Below are 16075 nucleotides of genomic sequence, written 5' to 3' on the forward strand. Positions count from 1 at the left end.
TTCCGGACATTCTTTTGTTGTGAGGACACGCTATGAAACACGAACACCGCCGCAATCAGTGGACCAGCCGTCTGGGCTTTGTTCTGGCTACCGCCGGAGCCGCCATCGGCCTGGGCAATCTGTGGAAATTTCCGTATCTGATGGGCCGCAACGGAGGGTTCTCCTTCCTGATCGCCTATCTTGTTTTCGTTCTGGTGCTGGGCATTCCGGTCATGATGCTGGAAATGAGCCTGGGCCGCCATACCGGCAAGGACCCGGTTTCCAGCTATCGCCAGGTGCACCCCAAGGCCGGCATCACCGGTCTGTTCGGCGTGCTGGCCGCCTTCATCATTCTCAGCTATTACAGCGTCATCGGCGGCTGGCTCATCAAATATCTGGTCAGCTATGCCACCACCTTCACCGCCCCGGCGGACTTCAACGCCTTCATCGGCAGCTGGGAGGCCGTGTTCTGGTTCTTTCTGTTCCTGGGGGCCACGGTGCTCATCTGCCTGAAGGGCGTGCACGGCATTGAAAAGGTCAGCAAGATCATGATGCCGCTGCTGTTCATCCTGCTGCTGATCATCATCGTCCGCAGCGTGACGCTTCCCGGTGCCATGGACGGGCTGCGCTTCATCTTCGTGCCGGAGCAGGCGTCCTTCAGCCTGTCCTCCATCAGCGCGGCGCTGGGGCAGGTGTTCTACTCCCTCAGCCTGTGCATGGGCATCACCATCACCTACGGCAGCTACCTGCCCAAAGGGGAAAACATTCCCAAAAGCTGCGCCAACGTGGCCGTCATGGACACGCTGGTGGCGGTGCTGGCGGGCATTGCCATCTTCCCCGCGGTGTTCGCCTTCGGTCTGGAGCCCGGCCAGGGTCCCAGCCTGATCTTCGGCACGCTGCCCAAGGTGTTCGGCTCCCTGGCGGGCGGTCCGGTGTTCGCGGTGGCGTTCTTTATCCTGATCCTGTTCGCGGCCGTCACCAGCGCCATCGCCCTGCTGGAAGTGGTGGTCTCCTACACGGTGGGCAACTGGGGCTGGCCCCGGCGCCGTGCGGTTCTGGTCATGGGCCTGCTCATTTTCCTGCTGGGCATTCCCAGCAGCCTTTCCTTCGGCCCTCTGGCGGACTTCAAGATCGCCGGCTACAACTTCTTTGATTTTGTGGGGGTCCTCACCGACAACATTCTTCTGCCCGTGGGCGGCATTCTCATGTGCTGGTTCTTGGGCTGGAAGTGGGACCTCAACATTCTGGCCGACGAAATGGAAGACGGCTGCCCCGGCTTCCGTCTGCGCCGGATCTGGATCCGCTGCATCCGTTATCTGACGCCCGTTCTGGTGCTGATCGTCACCATCACCGGCTTCATCAGCATTTATCAGACCGTGTTCGGCGGCTGAGCAAACAATACAAAAGCGGCCCCCGGGCGATGGCCTGGGGCCGCTTTCTGTTCTTTCTGTTATCCTTTGGCGATCTCCCGCACAATGCGGTCGCAGGCCTCCTGGATGTTCTCCCGGGAAGTGGCCAGGTTCATGCGGGCAAAGTCCTCGTGCCGGCCGCCGCCGAACCAGGCGCCGTAGTCCATGGCGATGCGGCAGCGGTCCTGCAGCAGGTGCTTTACATCCTGCTGGGTCTTGCAGTACGCGCCGAAATCCATCCACGCCAGATAGGTTCCTTCCAGTTCCGTGAGTTTGATCTCCGGGCAGTCCGCCGCCAGGCGCTGTTTCAGATAGGCAAAGTTGCCGTAGATCTGCTGCAGCACTTCCTCCAGCCACGCCGCGCCGCCCCGCAGGGCCGCCTCGGTGGCAATGTGGCCGAACCCGTTCACATCGTCCAGCGCCATCTGCGCCAAAAAGGTGGAGAAGCTCTCCCGCATCTGCGGGTTGGGAATGATGATGAAGGAGTTCTGCACCGCGGCCAGGTTGAAGGTCTTGCTGGCCGCCGCCATGGTGATGATGCCGTCCTCGTAGTCGCCCACGGTGGCGGTGGTCACTTTTTTGCGGCCCAGCGCAGGATTGACGATGTCCTGATGGATCTCGTCGGAGACGATCACCACGCCGTGACGCTTGCAGATGGCCACCACCTGCTCCAGCTCCTCACGGGTCCAAACACGGCCCACCGGGTTGTGGGGGTTGCAAAGAATATACAATTTGACGTTGTTTTTCACAATGTCTTCTTCAAACCGGTCGTAATCGAACTCGTAGAACATGCCGGTTTTTTTCAATTCGCACTCCACCAGCCGGCGCTCGCCGCTGTTTTTTACCGCGTTCATAAAGGGGTAATACACCGGCGTGGACACCATCACGCTGTCGCCCGGCGCGGTCAGGGTGCGCACCGCCCAGTGCAACGCGGGCACAATGCCCGGCGTAACGCAGATCCACTCCTTGCGCACCTGGTAACCGTGGCGCTCTTTTTCCCATTGCATCACTGCCTCAAAATAGGAATCCGGTGTGCTGAAATAGCCCAGCGGCGCGTCGATGTACGCATGCAGCGCCTTGGTCACACAGGGCGGAGAGGGAAAATCCATATCCGCCACCCACATGGCCAGCAGATCCGCGTCTCCAAATTCCTTCTTCAAGCCGTCCCATTTGTAGGAATGAGTTCCGAGCCTGTTCACGTATTCCATGTTTTCGCCAGCTTTCTGTTATTTTTTCGCAGCATTCTTTTCGTCCTGTTTTTTGTAATACGCCTGGAACGCATAATAAGCGGGAATGCCCGTCAGCGGAATGATGAATCCGGCCACAGTGGACGGGTCCCACACAAAGTTGACCACCAAAATCACGAAGTAGCACAATCACACCAGAATCGGCACCACCGGATAGCCGGGCACCTTGTAGGGCCGCTCCAGATCGGGGTATTTTTTGCGCAGCACGATCACGCCGAACACCGCCAGCATGAAATAGATGCCGTTGTACAGCACGATGATGTTCACCAGGTTCTGGAAGCTGGTGACAAAGCAGTAGAAGATCATCATGGCAAGAATGTACAGGCTGGCCGCCACGGGCTGGCCGCTTTTCTTGCTCAGCTTTCCGCAGGCGGCGAACCAGCGCCGGTCGCGGGACATGGCGTAGATCTCGCGGGGATACACCAGAATGCAGCTGTTCAGCGAGCCGATGACCGAGCAGATGATGGCGATGGTGATGACCGTGGCCGCGCCCTTGCCGAACAGAATGCCGATCACGTCGTAGGTCACGTTTTCCGATGCGATGATGTCCTCAATGGGAACGATGCGCATCACGCCCAGGTTGAACAGCAGATACAGCACCGTGATGCCCACGATGGTGACTACCATGACCCGGGACAGGTTTTTCTTGGGGTTCTCCAGCTCGCCGCCCATATGGCAGATGGAGTTCCAGCCGTCAAAGCACCACAGCACCGCCACAACGGAGCAGGCCAGCGCGGGCAGCACCGCGCCCTCGCCGGTGGTGTTGGTAAAGGTGATGGGGTCGCCGGTATTCTGGCCCAGCACAAAGCAGGCGATGATCACGCCCAGAATGGCAATGACCTTCACAAACAGCAACACCGTGGAAATGATGCTGCCGCCCTTGGCGCCCAGCAGGTTCAGCACCGTCAGCACCACGCAGATGCCCGACGCCAAAAACGAGATCTGAAGCGAAGAGAAGCCGCCAAACAGCGTGCCGATGTAGGTGGCGCCCACCATGGCAATGGCCGCGTTGCCCGGAATGCCGATCAGCGCGTCCGACCAGCCCATGGTAAAGCCCAGCAGCGGCGACGCCTTGCCGTAGGTGCGGGTCAGATAGACATAAGTACCGCCGTTGGCCGGCATGATGCCGCCCAGCTCTGACAGACACATGGCCGCGCCCAAAACGATCAGGCCGCCCAGAATCCACGCCAGAATGGCCACTCCCGCGTTTCCGTGTGAATAGTCCAGCACGTACGAACCCGTGTAGAAAATGCCGGACCCGATGATCAGACCGCCCATTACGCCGACCGCCCGGCCGAAGGACAAGGTCCGTTTTACTTCCGATTCTCCCGAGGACAGCGCCTCAATGGATTGCCGCTCACTGATTTTTCTTCCGTCATTGGTTTCCCTTCCTTTCTGAATCCAACTGTTCCTCACACGATCGATCCCCCGTTTTTTCGCCTCCCTTGCAAATGGTTTAGCCGTTAAATCATTTCACCTTATATATACGCTTCATCCCGGCACTATGTCAAGAAGTTTTCTCACTTTCTCCAAAATATCCATTTTATATCCTCGATTTCTGTGCATATTTTCTTCTATTTTGTTTAGTTATTTAATCATTTTTGCAAAAAAGAAAGGCGATGCGCAGCACCCGCATCGCCTTTTACAGAAAATCAAAACAATTTCAAATACGCATCCAGCACCTTGAAAAACGCATCCACCTCTTCGATGGTGCAGCTTTTCAGCAGATCGCGCTGGGTCTGCATAATGTCCACGTTGTCGTACATTTTATGGGCCGTGCTCAGCTTTTCGCCTTCCTCGGTAACGTACAGATGAATGATCTTTGCGTTGTTCTCATCCCGGCGGCGGAAAACCAGCCCCTTTTTCTCCAGCTTGGTGACATTCTGCGAAACCGCGCCCTTGGTGCGCGACCACATTTTGGACAGCTCGCTCACCGTGATGCCCGGCGCATCGGCAATCATGGTCAGGGTGTGCACCTCCACCATGTTGATGAGAAGGCCTGTGCCGTAATCCCTGGGCTCATTGATGTACGCATCGTACACGGTCACAAAGGAATACACAAGGTCCGCGCGCGGGCTGAGCTGCGCATACATTCTGTCAATTTCCGCTTTGTTGTCAAACTGCCCCACGCCTGCATCCCTCCGGTTCTCCGTTGCCTGTGCATCCATTTTAGCATGAACGCCCGCAAACCTCAAGAGACGCGGCCGCCGCCATGCGTGGGGAAAGCCCGCACTTCAAATGCTGCGAACCTTTGCTTTTTCCTGTTTGGGACGGAATACCCAACGCACATCCCTCTTCCGGTTGTCAGAGTGCGGCAGCTTTTGTATAATAAAAGACAAACAATGTTTCCAGATATTTGAGAAAGGACTCCAACAGGATGATTCGAATTTTATTCATGTGCCACGGCAACATCTGCCGCTCCCCCATGGCGGAGTTTGTTTTTCGCGACATGGTCCGGCGCCGGGGCCTTTCGGACCAAATGGAAACCGCCAGTGCCGCGCTGCACCGGGACGCCATCGGCTGTCCGCCCCATCGGGGCACCCGGGAAAAACTGGCTCAGGCCGGCATCTCCACAACCGGCAAGGTCGCGGTGCTGGCCCGGCGGGAGGACTACGAACGCTACGACTATCTGATCGGCATGGACGAGGCCAACCGGGCGGATATGCGCCGTCTGTTCGGGCCGGACCCCCGTGGAAAAATCCACCTCCTGCTGGATTTCACCTCTCATCCCCGGGACGTGGCCGACCCCTGGTACACCCATGACTTCGAGGCCACCTGGCAGGATGTCAACGCGGGCTGTGACGCGCTGCTGACCTGGATTCTCGCGCACCCCGCCCCATAAAAAGGAGTTCTTCATGAAAAAAGTTCTGCAATTTTTATGCGGCCGCATTTTCATCACCGGAATCCTGCTGCTGGTGCAGCTGGGCTGGTTCACGCTGTTTCTGATGAAGCTGACCCGCTACTCGGTTCTGTTCAGCGGCTTTTTCGGCGTGCTGAGCATTCTCATCGTGCTGTACCTCATCGGCAGCGACGACAACCCGGCCTATAAGATCGGCTGGATCATCCTCATCATGGCTTTGCCGCTGCTGGGCGGTCTTCTGTACCTGCTCATGGGGAACAAGCGCCCCTCGAAACCGCTGAAACGGCAGCTGATCCCTGCCCAGCAGGCGCTGGAACCCACGCTGCGGCAGGACCCGGAGGTGCAGGACGCACTGAAACAAACCGACCCCCGGGCCGAAGGACTGAGCCGCTATCTGCAGAGCGCGGGCGGTTGGCCCGTGTATCGGGATTCCGACGTGCGCTATTATCCGGTGGGCGAGGCCATGTATCAGGACATGCTCTGTGCGCTGGAGAGCGCGCAGCACTTCATTTTTCTGGAATACTTTATCATTCAGCCGGGAAAAATGTGGGATTCCATTCTGGAGATCCTGACCCGCAAGGCCGCCGAAGGCGTGGATGTGCGCCTGATTTACGATGACATGGGCAGCCTGTTCCTTCTGCCGCAAAGCTTTCCCCGGGACATGGAGCGCCGCGGCATCCGGTGCCTGCCGTTCAACCCGTTCATCCCGGTTCTCTCCCTGATCATGAACAACCGGGACCACCGCAAAATTTCGGTGGTGGACGGGCACACCGCCTTCAACGGCGGCATCAACCTTTCGGATGAATACATCAACGAGACCCATCCCCACGGCCATTGGAAGGACACGGGCGTGCGGGTGCATGGCCCGGCCGCCTGGAACCTGACCGCCATGTTTCTGAGCATGTGGCACGCCTTCCGCAAGGAGGACGCGCTGGAAGACGTGCGCCGCTTTTTCCCGCAGACCTTTCATCCGCAGCCTTTTTCGGGCGAAGGATTTGTGCAGCCCTTCGGCGATTCGCCTCTGGACGGCGAGGCCCTGGCGGAAAACGTATACATCGACATTCTGTCCCAGGCCAAGCGTTACGTCTACATTTTTACGCCGTATCTCATCATCGACGACATCATGAAAACCGCTCTGTGCTCCGCGGCCAAGCGGGGCGTGGATGTGCGGATCGTGACCCCCGGTGTTCCGGACAAGAAGATCGTGTACCGGCTGACCCGTTCGCACTACATGCCGCTGCTGAAAGCGGGCGTGCGCATTTTTGAATACGCGCCGGGCTTTATTCACGCCAAAAGTTACGTGGCCGACGACGAAACGGCGGTCATCGGCACCATCAACATGGATTACCGCAGCCTGTACCTGCATTTTGAATGCGGCACATACCTGTACCGCTGCCCCGCGGTGATGGACCTGAAAGCGGATGCGCTGGACACGCTGGCCAAAAGCCGCGAAGTGCAGCTGAGCCGCATCCACCACACGGCGGTGGGCGCGCTGCTGGACGCCGTGCTGCGGCTGGTGGCACCGTTGTTCTGACCGCGCCGCCCCATCATCAAATTTCTGCGATGCCTTTTCTCCCGTACCCTGACAAAAAGTTTGAAGGGGCCGGTCAAGTTCTGCTGACTTGACCGGCCCCTTTTCGTACGCATTTGGCAGGCTGCCTTTTGTCAAAATTCTGAAAAAAGAATCGTTTCTTTGTGAAAATCACAAATTGACAATCTGCTTTTCCTGTTATTAAAATAAAATTATTAAGATTACCAAAAAATTTTTTAGTTTGGAGATTGGTCATGAAAACGCTGACAGAAGAAATGTCCACCTTAACACGCATCGCCAAAGGCATCGCCGCGCAGTTTGGAAAGGACTGCGAAGTTGTGCTGCATGATTATACACAAAGTTATGAGAGTACCATCGTTCTGATTGAAAACGGACATGTGACCGGCCGGAAAGTGGGCGACTGCGGCACCAACCTCGGCCTGGAAGTGCTGCGCGGAACGGTCTCGGACGGAGACCAGTACCGCTACATCACCCAGACAAAAGACGGCAAGATCCTGCGCAGCACCTCGATCTATCTGCGAGACGAAGAGGGAAAAGCCATCGGCGCACTGTGCATGAACTGGGATCTGACCGAATTTTATGCGTGCAACAGCGCCTTAAAGGACATTCTGGAAACGGAAACCGGCGCCGTGGAGGAAGTAATTACCAACGATGTAAGCGAACTTCTGGACGCACTGATTCAGGATTCCGTCCGCTACGTGGGCAAGCCTGTGATCAGCATGACCAAGGAAGACAAGATCAAAGGACTGAAATATCTGGATGACAAGGGCGCTTTCCTGATCAAGAAAGCCGGGGACAAAATCTCAAAATTTTACGACATTTCAAAATACACTCTGTATAATTACCTGGAACAGAGCACGGAACTTTGATGCTTGCAGGCCGAGTGCACCGGCCTGTGACCGCATAAAAAACAAAATCATGAGGAGGTCTTACACGTGTCATCGAAAAGTTTGGTAAAAGAAAAGGGCGGAGGTTTCCTGGGCGCTGTGGAGCGCATCGGAAACAAACTTCCGCACCCTGTTCTGCTGTTCATCTATTTTGGCGCCATCGTAATGGTTTTATCCTTCATTGGATCAAAGCTCGGATGGTCGGCTGTTCACCCTGTGGACGGAACCGAATACCAGGTGTTCAACCTGATCAGCAAAGAGGGCATTGCCAAGATTTTCACGCAATTTTCCGCAAACATCAAAAGCTTTTCTGCCCTGATTGACCAGATGGTCGTTCTTCTGGGTCTTTCGCTGCTGGAAGGAACGGGCCTTGCAAGTGCGTTCCTCCGCCGCTATTTCCTCAAAATGCCGCAGAAATTCCTCACGTTTGCCATCGTTTTCATTTCTGTGGCTTCCAGCGCTGCATCCGATGCAGGCTTTATGATTCTTCCTCCGCTGGCCGCCATGCTGTTCCTGTCCACGGGGCGCAACCCGATCGCAGGACTTGTGGCCGCCTACGGTTCCGTCGCAGCGGGCTTTTGTGCAAGCCCTCTTATTAGTATAGTGGAAGTGGTAGGATTTGGCAATACTCAAAATGCGGCCCAAATCCTCGACCCGTCCATTGTTCTGCCGGTCACCGGAAACTATTATTTCACGCTGGCATGCAGCATTCTGCTTCCCATCACCTCGTTCTTTGTGACGCTGAAAATCGTGGAGCCGCGCCTGGGCAAATACGTTCCGGAAAGCCCTCTGAATGACGTGGCCGTCAACACCAGCGTCTCCGAGCAGGAGAGCAAAGGTCTGCGCGCCGCGGGCATTGCCCTGGTCATTTACCTGATCGTCATCGCCCTGATGACGCTGCCTCCCAACGCCATTCTGCGCAATGCGGAAACCGGCGAACTGCTGGACAGCCCGTTCATGAGCAGCATCATCCTGATCGTCAGCGGTGCTTTCTTCTTCCCGGGCGCAGCCTTCGGCTACGCTTCCGGCGTGGTGAAAAACCACAAAGACGTGATCAACATCATGACCAACTCCTACGCCTCTCTGGCGGGATACATTCTGGTGGCCATTTTCGCCGGCCAGCTCATCCAGTACTTTGCCTGGACGAATCTGGGCGTCATCAGCGCCATCAACGGTGCGGAAATTCTGGAAAAATCCGGCATTCCCGTGTTTGCGCTTCTGGTGATCACCGTTCTGTTCACCTGCCTTCTGAACTTCGTCATGCCCTCTCATGCGGCCAAGCTGGCTCTGATCGGGCCCATTCTGGTTCCGCTGTTCATGATGCTGGGCGTCAGCCCGGAAGCCACCTATCTGGCTTATCGCATCGGCGATTCCATCTCCAACGCGATCACGCCCATGATGGCTTACTTCGTGCTGATCCTCGCCTGGGCACAGCGCTATAAAAAGGACGTGGGCATGGGTACCCTGATGGCCAATCTGCTGCCGTATTCCATGTCTTACATGGTCGTTTACCTGATCCTCATGGCGGTGTGGTACTTCCTGGGCCTGCCGCTGGGCCCCGGCGCCTCCTTCTCTTATGTAATAGGCTGATTCCGGCGGAAAGGAGACTGCCATGAACCTTGACGAATTGTTTTGTGAAAAAGAACTGATTGAATGGACGCAGAAGCTGATCTCCATTCCCAGCCACACGGCCCTGCCCGGCCGGGAGCGGGAGATTGCCGGTTTCCTTGCGCAGCTGCTGGAGCAGGAGGGCATCGAATGCCGGCTTCAGCCGGCGGACGGGGACCGCTGCAACGTCATTGCCACGCTGCACGGCGACGGCAGCGGCCCCAGCCTGATGCTGAACGGGCACATGGACACTGTGCCCGTAGAAGGCATGGACGACCCCTTCGGCGCACAGATCCGGGACGGCATTCTGTACGGCCGCGGCGCGGCGGACATGAAAAGCGGGCTTGCCGCCATGCTTTACGCTTTTGTTCTGGTCCATCGAAGCGGGCTTCCTCTGCGCGGCGACGTGGTTTTCGCCGGTGTGATTGACGAAGAAGCTGCCAAAAGCACCGGCTCCCGCGTGATCGCCCAGCAGGGCCCCCACACAGATTTTGCCATTGTGGGCGAACCCACGGCGCTGTTCCCTGTAATTGCGCACAACGGCATCGATTACTTCGAGATTCGCTTCCACGGAAAATCCGCCCATTCCAGCCGGCCGGAAAACGGGGCCAACGCCATTTATGCAGCGGCGGATTTTGCCCGGTACATCCGGGACGTGCTGGCGCCCCTGTACAAGAGCAAAGTGCACCCGCTGGTTGGGTCGGCCGCTATCAATGCCGGGCTCATCCAGGGCTGCGCGCATATCAACCGCGGTTTTCTGCTGGGCACGGACGAGACGTTCGCAGGCGTTGTTCCCGACGAGACCTCTCTGTTTGTGGACGTGCGCTGGACGCCCGACCAGACCATCGAAGAGGTCACGTTGCAGCTGGAACAGGCGGCCGAACAGGTGCGCAGTGCCAACCCCGGCGTAGACGTGCAGGTGCACTACATTCCTCTTCCCCGCCCCGCGATGGAAATTTCCGCAGAATCGTGCCTTGTAAAATCCATGGTCAAAAACATTTCCGCTTTGTCACCGCAGACCGCACAGCCCCAGGGAGTGACTTACTTTGCGGACTCGGGCATTCTGTCCGGGGTGGGAAAGATCGCTTCCATGATCTTCGGCCCCGGCGACATCGCAGTGGCGCACAGCCCCGGCGAATGTGTGGAAGTGGAGCAGATCTGCAAGGCCGCCCGCATCTACGCGCAGACTATCGTGGATGTCTGCTGTCATTCATCCCGGAATACGAAAGGGGAAAACCATGAACGCTGAACAGATTTTAAAAGAAAAATACGGGCTGGAAATTCCGGCCCCGCCCAAGCCGGGCGGAATCTACTCTCCCGCGTGCCGCACCGGAAACCTGCTGTATCTCTCCGGGCAGACCTGCACGGAAAACGGTGTTCCCAAATTCACGGGCACCGTGGGAGACACGCTCACCATTGAGGAAGGCCAGAAGGCCGCCCAGCTGTGTGCGCTCAACCTGCTCTCGGTTTTGAAAGCCGCGCTGGATCAGGACCTGAGCCGGGTGCGCCGTATTGTCCAGCTGATCGGCTTTGTTCGCTGCCAGCCGGACTTCTGCGACCAGCCTCAGGTCATCAACGGTGCGTCCCAGCTTTTCAAGGACCTGTTCGGAGAGGACGGCATGCCCTCCCGCATGGCGCTGGGGACCAATGCACTTCCCGGCGGCGCCGCCGTGGAAATTCTGCTGGTGGTGGAAATTACCGATTGATCTGTGTTACAACAAAAACGCCGGGCTGCGGGGATTCCCGCAGCCCGGCGTTTTGTTTGTCAATCTTCCCGTTTCATGGCCCGGGTGGTGATAAAATCCACCCCCGTGCCCAAAATGTCCCGCACCACCGGAACGTGCGCTTCCACCGGGGCCTGCAGGCACACCGCGTCCAGCAGCGCCATGGCCGCAAACACGTCCTTTTTCGGAATGGGGCCGCTGGTTTTCACCGGAATGCGCCGGTGCGTTCCCCCTTCGATGCGCACCGTGGACGTGACCACGCGGGTGGGCGCGACGCACTCGGCTTTTCCGTACTCTGCGCCCCGGGGGCAGCTGTTCCCCGTGACCGCCCAGTCGTGCGCTTCATCCACTTTCAGCCGGCACCCCTTGGGGCACACAATGCAAGTCAGCTCTCTCATGGCGTCTCCTCCTGTACTTCCACCACCAGCGCCTGCTCCGCGTCCGCTTTGTCCAGCAGTACCCGGGGCACCGCGATGCGCTCCATCTCGCCGGGGGCCATGCGGTCCCGGGCAAACCGGGCCAGCACCTGTTCGCCGCTGCGCACCTGCACCCGGGCGGGGCCGAACATGCGCGTCACACGGAAGAACACCTCGGCGTTTTTCTCCACCTGCGAAAGCCGCAGCTTCTGGGGCACGGTGTAGCGCACACCCTGGCCCGCCTGCAGCTCCAGCACCGGCCCGGCCTGACCGGCGCTGCCCTGCACAAACGCTGCGGCCGCGCGGCCCGCGCGCTCGCTTTCCGCAGAGACAAAATCCACCAGGTCGTGCACATGGACCACATTGCCGCAGGCAAACACGCCGGGAATGCTGGTCTCCATATTCTCCCAGACCTGTGCGCCGCCGGTGCGCGGGTCCATCTGTGCGCCCGCCTGCCGGGTCAATTCGTTTTCCGGGATCAGCCCCACGCTGAGCAGCACCGTATCGCAATCGAACACACGCTCCGTGCCCGGCACCGGGGTGCGGTTCTCGTCCACCTGCGCCACAGTCACCTGCTCCACCCGGCCGCTGCCCCGAATGTCCGTGATGGTGTGGGACAGATACAGCGGAATGTTGAAATCTTCCAGACACTGCACAATATTTCGGGTCAGCCCGCCGGGATGGGGCATCACTTCCACGCAGGCCAGCACCTGCGCGCCCTCCAGCGTCATGCGGCGTGCCATGATGAGCCCGATGTCGCCGGAGCCCAGAATGACCACCCGGCGGCCCACCATGTAGCCCTCCATGTTCAAAAAACGCTGGGCCGCGCCCGCGGTGAACACGCCCGCGCACCGGGACCCCGGCAGCGCGATGGCTCCGCGGGTCCGCTCGCGGCAGCCCATGGCCAGCACCACGCTGGCCGCCTCATACTCCCGGTATCCGTCCCGGGGATTGATGCAGCACACCCGCCGGTCGGGCGTGACTTCCAGCACCATGGTGTCCAGCCGGGTCTCCACGCCCGTGCCCTCCAGCATGGCCAGATACCGCCCTGCGTACTCGGGGCCGGTGAGCTCTTCCTGAAAACGGTGCAGGCCGAAGCCGTTGTGGATGCACTGGTTCAGAATGCCGCCCAGCTCCTTGTCCCGTTCCAGAATCAAAATGCGGGTCAGGCCCGCTTCCCGGGCGGCCTTTGCGGCAGCCAGACCGGCGGGCCCGCCGCCCACGACGATCAGATCATACTTCATTGTGGCCGCCTCCTGTCTTTGTCTCGCCCGTGAGCACCTGCGTGCCGGGCCCGTCCATCAGCACCTCGGTGGGGTCCACGCCCAGCTCCCGGGCCAGAATGGCCTGCACCCGGGGACCGCAGAACCCGCCCTGGCAGCGGCCCATGCCGGCGTTGCACCGCCGCTTGACCGCGTTGACCGTGGTGGCCGGAATGACGCCGTGAACAGCGGCCACGATCTCGCCCTCGGTGACGGTCTCGCACCGGCAGATGACCCGCCCGTACCGGGGGTCCCGCCGGATCCACCGGTTCTTTTCCTCCGCGCTCAGCTCCCGGAACACCACATGCTCCCGGGTGTCGTCAAAATCCGCTTTCTCCTCGAGAGCCAGCCCTTTTTCCTGCAGCAGGCGCACCGCCTCCAGCCCGATGGCCGGGGCGGCCGTCAGGCCCGGCGACTTGATGCCCGCCAGATGGAAAAAGCCCGGGGCGGCGGGGTTTTCCCCAATGAGAAAATCGTCGGTATCCGCCGTGGCACGCAGCCCCGCAAAATTGCGAATGTTTTCGCCAAAGCGCACGCCCGGCACGCTTTTGCGCGCTTTTTCCCGCACAAACGCAAGGCCCTGGGCCGAGCAGCCCACGTCCTCCCGGTCTTCCACCGGCTGCGCGTTGGGGCCAACGATCAGGTTGCCGTGGACCGTGGGCGCCACCAGCACGCCCTTGCCCTGCCGGTTGGGGCAATGAAACACCACATGGCGCACCCGGCTGCCCTCGCTTTTGTCCAGCAGCCAGTACTCGCCCCGCACCGGATGGATGCGGTAGCCCGGCGGCGCGATCAGGCTCTCCACCTGGTCCGCGTGGACGCCCGCCGCGTTGATCACGGTCCGGGCGCAAAACTCGCCCCGGGGCGTGGTCAGCGCATAGCCGCCCTCCACGGGGCGGATGGCGGTGACCGGATGCTCCAGATACAGCTCCACGCCGTTTTTCACCGCCGTCTCAGCCATGGCCAGCGCGTACTCCCAGGGGTTGACCACCGCGGCGGTGGGCGCATACAGCGCCGCTTTTACCTGGTCGGACAGCCCGGGCTCCACCGCCCGCGCCCCCGCACCGGACAGCAGCGCCAGATCCGGCACGCCGTTTTCCACACCGCGGCGGTACAGCTCATCCAGTGTGCGGCACTCCTCTTCGGAAAAGGCCAGCACCAGACTGCCGGTGCGCCGGAACGGCACGTTCAGCTTTTGGCAGATCTCCGCGGCCTGACGGTTGCCTTCCACGTTCAGCCGGGCCATCTGCGTGCCGGGGGCCGGGTCATAGCCCGCGTGGATGATGGCGCTGTTGGCCTTGGTGGTGGCATTGGCCACATCGTTGCTTTTCTCCAGCACCGCGAACCGGCCCCGGTACCGGGCAAGGCGGTAAGCCGCCGCCGCGCCCGTGATGCCGCAGCCGATGATGATGCAGTCGTACATACGGTTCCCTCCATCCTGTTTGGTTTAAAGAAGTTCCAGCAGCGGGATCACCTGATCCAGCGAAGGCACCACCCGGGCGCACAGAGCCCGCAGCGCCGGGTCCGGCTGGGTCAGGTCCGGCACCATCACCGGGATGCAGCCGGCCGCATGGGCCGCGGCGATGCCGTTGGGGCTGTCCTCCAGCACCATGCACGTTCCGGGGTCCAGCCCCAGCAGGCCCGCGGCCTTTAAAAACACGTCCGGATTGGGTTTGGGCCGCTTCACTTCCCCGCCGCAGACCGACGCGGCAAAATAGTCTTTCACACCCGCCCGGGTCAGATAGCCCCAGGCGGTGGGCCGGGTGGTGGACGTGGCCAGCGCCGCGGGGATGCCCCGGGCTTTCAATTCTTCCAGCAGCGGCAGCAGACCGGGCTTCACCGGCATGCCGTGCTGTTCGATCCAGCTGTCCGCATAGGCCAGCCGCACCTGCCGGGTCCGGTCGTAATCAAACCCGGGGCCGAACTCCCGCTGCAGCTTTGCCCGAGCCTCGTCGCCCATGCTGCCGCGCAGCGCCAGCAGAAATTCGTCCCGCGGCGCAAATCCCAGCTGGCGCCCGGCAAAGCGCCAGGCCTCCAGGCTCAGGCGCTCGGTGTCGAACATCAAGCCGTCCATATCGAACAAAACACCCTTGACCATGTGCGTCCTCCTCAGCGCTGCAGGCGCAGAATCTCGTCCCAGACGTCCGGGTCCACCGGAACGCCCAGCCGCCGGTTTTCTTCCCGAACGGCTCTCTCCCGCTGGCCGGGCACCCGGGGCGGACTGGCCGGGTCCTGAGGGGCGGCGCCGCACACAAAGTGCACCACCTGCTCCACCACCCGGTCCGTGTCACCGCCCAGCGCTGCGGGGTCCATGGCCAGAAAAATCTGGCACAGATCCGTCTCCTCGGGGCCTGCCCGGCCGATCTCCCCGGTGGTGCGCCCGCCCGAGAGCATGGCCGCCACCAAGTCCAGCATAACGGCCAGCCCGCTGCCCTTCCAGTATCCCATGGGCAGCAGCCGGCGGGTCTGTTCCACGGCGCCGGGGTCTGTGGTCAGCCGGCCCTGTGCATCCCAGCCGCCCGGCACAGGCAGCTGTTCGCCCCGGCGGCGGGCCTGCTCCAGCCGGCCGTAGGCAAACTGGCTCATGGCACAGTCAAAAACCACATGTTCTGCGCCGCTGTGGGGCACTGCGATCACCAGCGGATTGTTGCCCGCCGAAGCTTCCACACTTCCCCAGGCGGGCATGTTGGGCATGGTGTTGGTCCAGCAAATGCCGATGCAGCCCCGGTCGGCCGCCTGCCAGCCGTACGTGCCGCCCCGCATCCAGTGGTTGGTGTTTTCCAGGGCCACCAGCCCCATGCCCTGCTCTTTGGCCAGGGCGCAGGCGCGCTCCATGGCCAGGTGCGCGTTGACGGTGCCCAGGCCCCTCCGGCCGTCCCACCGCTCCATGCAGCCGGTGCGCACCGTGCACACCGGGCGCACCTGCGGGTCCACAACGCCCCGGTCCACGGCGCCGATCAGCCGCGAAAAACGGTTCACGCCGTGGCTGTACACCCCGTCCACGCTGGACTGGGTGAAGATGCGGGCGGTCAGGGCGGCGTTTTCCGCCTCCGCCCCATGCTGCAGCAGGATCTGTTCCATCACGGTCTCCATGGTCTTTGCCGGAATGCGCATGATCGTCTCTCCTCTCT

General features: G+C 60.4%; 16 protein-coding genes. 7 read left to right on the forward strand and 9 right to left on the reverse strand.

Going from position 1 to position 16075, the window contains the following annotated elements; translation table 11 throughout:
- The first annotated feature begins 32 nt into the window (after window positions 1–32).
- Window positions 33–1370, forward strand: a complete 1338-nt coding sequence (locus ACKTS9_RS09920) for a sodium-dependent transporter (RefSeq protein WP_407880521.1) — start codon at window positions 33–35, stop codon at window positions 1368–1370.
- A gap of 59 nt (window positions 1371–1429) precedes the next feature.
- On the opposite strand, the gene ACKTS9_RS09925 is transcribed toward ACKTS9_RS09920, so the two are convergent.
- The 4 genes from ACKTS9_RS09925 to ACKTS9_RS09940 form a co-directional block, all read right to left on the reverse strand.
- Window positions 1430–2596, reverse strand: coding sequence for a MalY/PatB family protein (locus tag ACKTS9_RS09925; RefSeq protein ID WP_407880523.1), 1167 nt, complete (start codon window positions 2594–2596; stop codon window positions 1430–1432).
- An 18-nt stretch (window positions 2597–2614) separates the two neighbouring features.
- Complete coding sequence (locus tag ACKTS9_RS09930) at window positions 2615–2764, reverse strand: hypothetical protein (protein ID WP_349215426.1); 150 nt, start codon at window positions 2762–2764, stop codon at window positions 2615–2617.
- Window positions 2765–4051 (reverse strand): APC family permease, encoded by a 1287-nt coding sequence (locus ACKTS9_RS09935; RefSeq protein ID WP_349215427.1) that lies wholly within the window; start codon window positions 4049–4051, stop codon window positions 2765–2767.
- Between the two features lie 236 nt (window positions 4052–4287).
- Window positions 4288–4803 carry a MarR family winged helix-turn-helix transcriptional regulator gene (locus ACKTS9_RS09940; protein ID WP_407880526.1) on the reverse strand — a complete coding sequence of 172 codons (516 nt, stop codon included), beginning with the start codon at window positions 4801–4803 and terminating at the stop codon, window positions 4288–4290.
- A gap of 209 nt (window positions 4804–5012) precedes the next feature.
- Between ACKTS9_RS09940 and ACKTS9_RS09945 the strand changes: the two genes are divergently transcribed.
- The 6 genes from ACKTS9_RS09945 (at window position 5013) to ACKTS9_RS09970 (ending at window position 11248) form a co-directional block, all read left to right on the forward strand.
- A complete protein-coding gene (locus ACKTS9_RS09945) occupies window positions 5013–5477 on the forward strand; it encodes a low molecular weight protein-tyrosine-phosphatase (RefSeq protein WP_407880528.1) in 465 nt (154 codons plus the stop codon).
- Between the two features lie 13 nt (window positions 5478–5490).
- Window positions 5491–7029, forward strand: a complete 1539-nt coding sequence (cls, locus tag ACKTS9_RS09950; RefSeq protein ID WP_407880530.1) for a cardiolipin synthase — start codon at window positions 5491–5493, stop codon at window positions 7027–7029.
- A gap of 251 nt (window positions 7030–7280) precedes the next feature.
- Window positions 7281–7916 carry a transcriptional regulator gene (locus ACKTS9_RS09955; protein WP_349215431.1) on the forward strand — a complete coding sequence of 212 codons (636 nt, stop codon included), beginning with the start codon at window positions 7281–7283 and terminating at the stop codon, window positions 7914–7916.
- 66 nt (window positions 7917–7982) lie between these two features.
- Entirely contained in the window at window positions 7983–9524 is a 1542-nt protein-coding gene (locus ACKTS9_RS09960) for an AbgT family transporter (RefSeq protein WP_349215432.1), read from the forward strand.
- A gap of 22 nt (window positions 9525–9546) precedes the next feature.
- On the forward strand, window positions 9547–10791 hold the full coding sequence (locus tag ACKTS9_RS09965) for a M20 family metallopeptidase (RefSeq protein ID WP_349215433.1): 1245 nt from the start codon (window positions 9547–9549) through the stop codon (window positions 10789–10791).
- Window positions 10781–11248 (forward strand): RidA family protein, encoded by a 468-nt coding sequence (locus ACKTS9_RS09970; protein WP_349215434.1) that lies wholly within the window; start codon window positions 10781–10783, stop codon window positions 11246–11248. Before ACKTS9_RS09965 ends, ACKTS9_RS09970 begins: the two co-directional genes overlap by 11 nt.
- A 59-nt stretch (window positions 11249–11307) precedes the next feature.
- On the opposite strand, the gene ACKTS9_RS09975 is transcribed toward ACKTS9_RS09970, so the two are convergent.
- The 5 genes from ACKTS9_RS09975 to yiaK are packed head-to-tail and all read right to left on the reverse strand — an operon-like array spanning window position 11308 to window position 16058.
- Window positions 11308–11664, reverse strand: coding sequence for a DUF1667 domain-containing protein (locus ACKTS9_RS09975; protein ID WP_407880535.1), 357 nt, complete (start codon window positions 11662–11664; stop codon window positions 11308–11310).
- A complete protein-coding gene (locus tag ACKTS9_RS09980) occupies window positions 11661–12926 on the reverse strand; it encodes an NAD(P)/FAD-dependent oxidoreductase (RefSeq protein WP_407880537.1) in 1266 nt (421 codons plus the stop codon). The genes ACKTS9_RS09975 and ACKTS9_RS09980 overlap by 4 nt, the downstream gene beginning before the upstream one ends.
- Window positions 12916–14367: an NAD(P)/FAD-dependent oxidoreductase gene (locus tag ACKTS9_RS09985; protein WP_407880539.1), complete on the reverse strand. Its 1452-nt coding sequence runs from the start codon at window positions 14365–14367 to the stop codon at window positions 12916–12918. The genes ACKTS9_RS09980 and ACKTS9_RS09985 overlap by 11 nt, the downstream gene beginning before the upstream one ends.
- 24 nt (window positions 14368–14391) lie before the next feature.
- Window positions 14392–15042 carry an HAD family hydrolase gene (locus tag ACKTS9_RS09990; protein WP_407880542.1) on the reverse strand — a complete coding sequence of 217 codons (651 nt, stop codon included), beginning with the start codon at window positions 15040–15042 and terminating at the stop codon, window positions 14392–14394.
- An 11-nt stretch (window positions 15043–15053) separates the two neighbouring features.
- The gene (yiaK, locus tag ACKTS9_RS09995) at window positions 15054–16058 is read right to left on the reverse strand and encodes a 3-dehydro-L-gulonate 2-dehydrogenase (protein ID WP_407880544.1); all 1005 of its coding nucleotides are present in this window, start codon (window positions 16056–16058) and stop codon (window positions 15054–15056) included.
- Window positions 16059–16075 lie beyond the last annotated feature (17 nt).

The organism is Owariibacterium komagatae (assembly GCF_045865535.1).
In the GTDB taxonomy this organism is placed as follows: Bacteria; Bacillota; Clostridia; order Oscillospirales; family Ruminococcaceae; genus Ruthenibacterium; species Ruthenibacterium komagatae.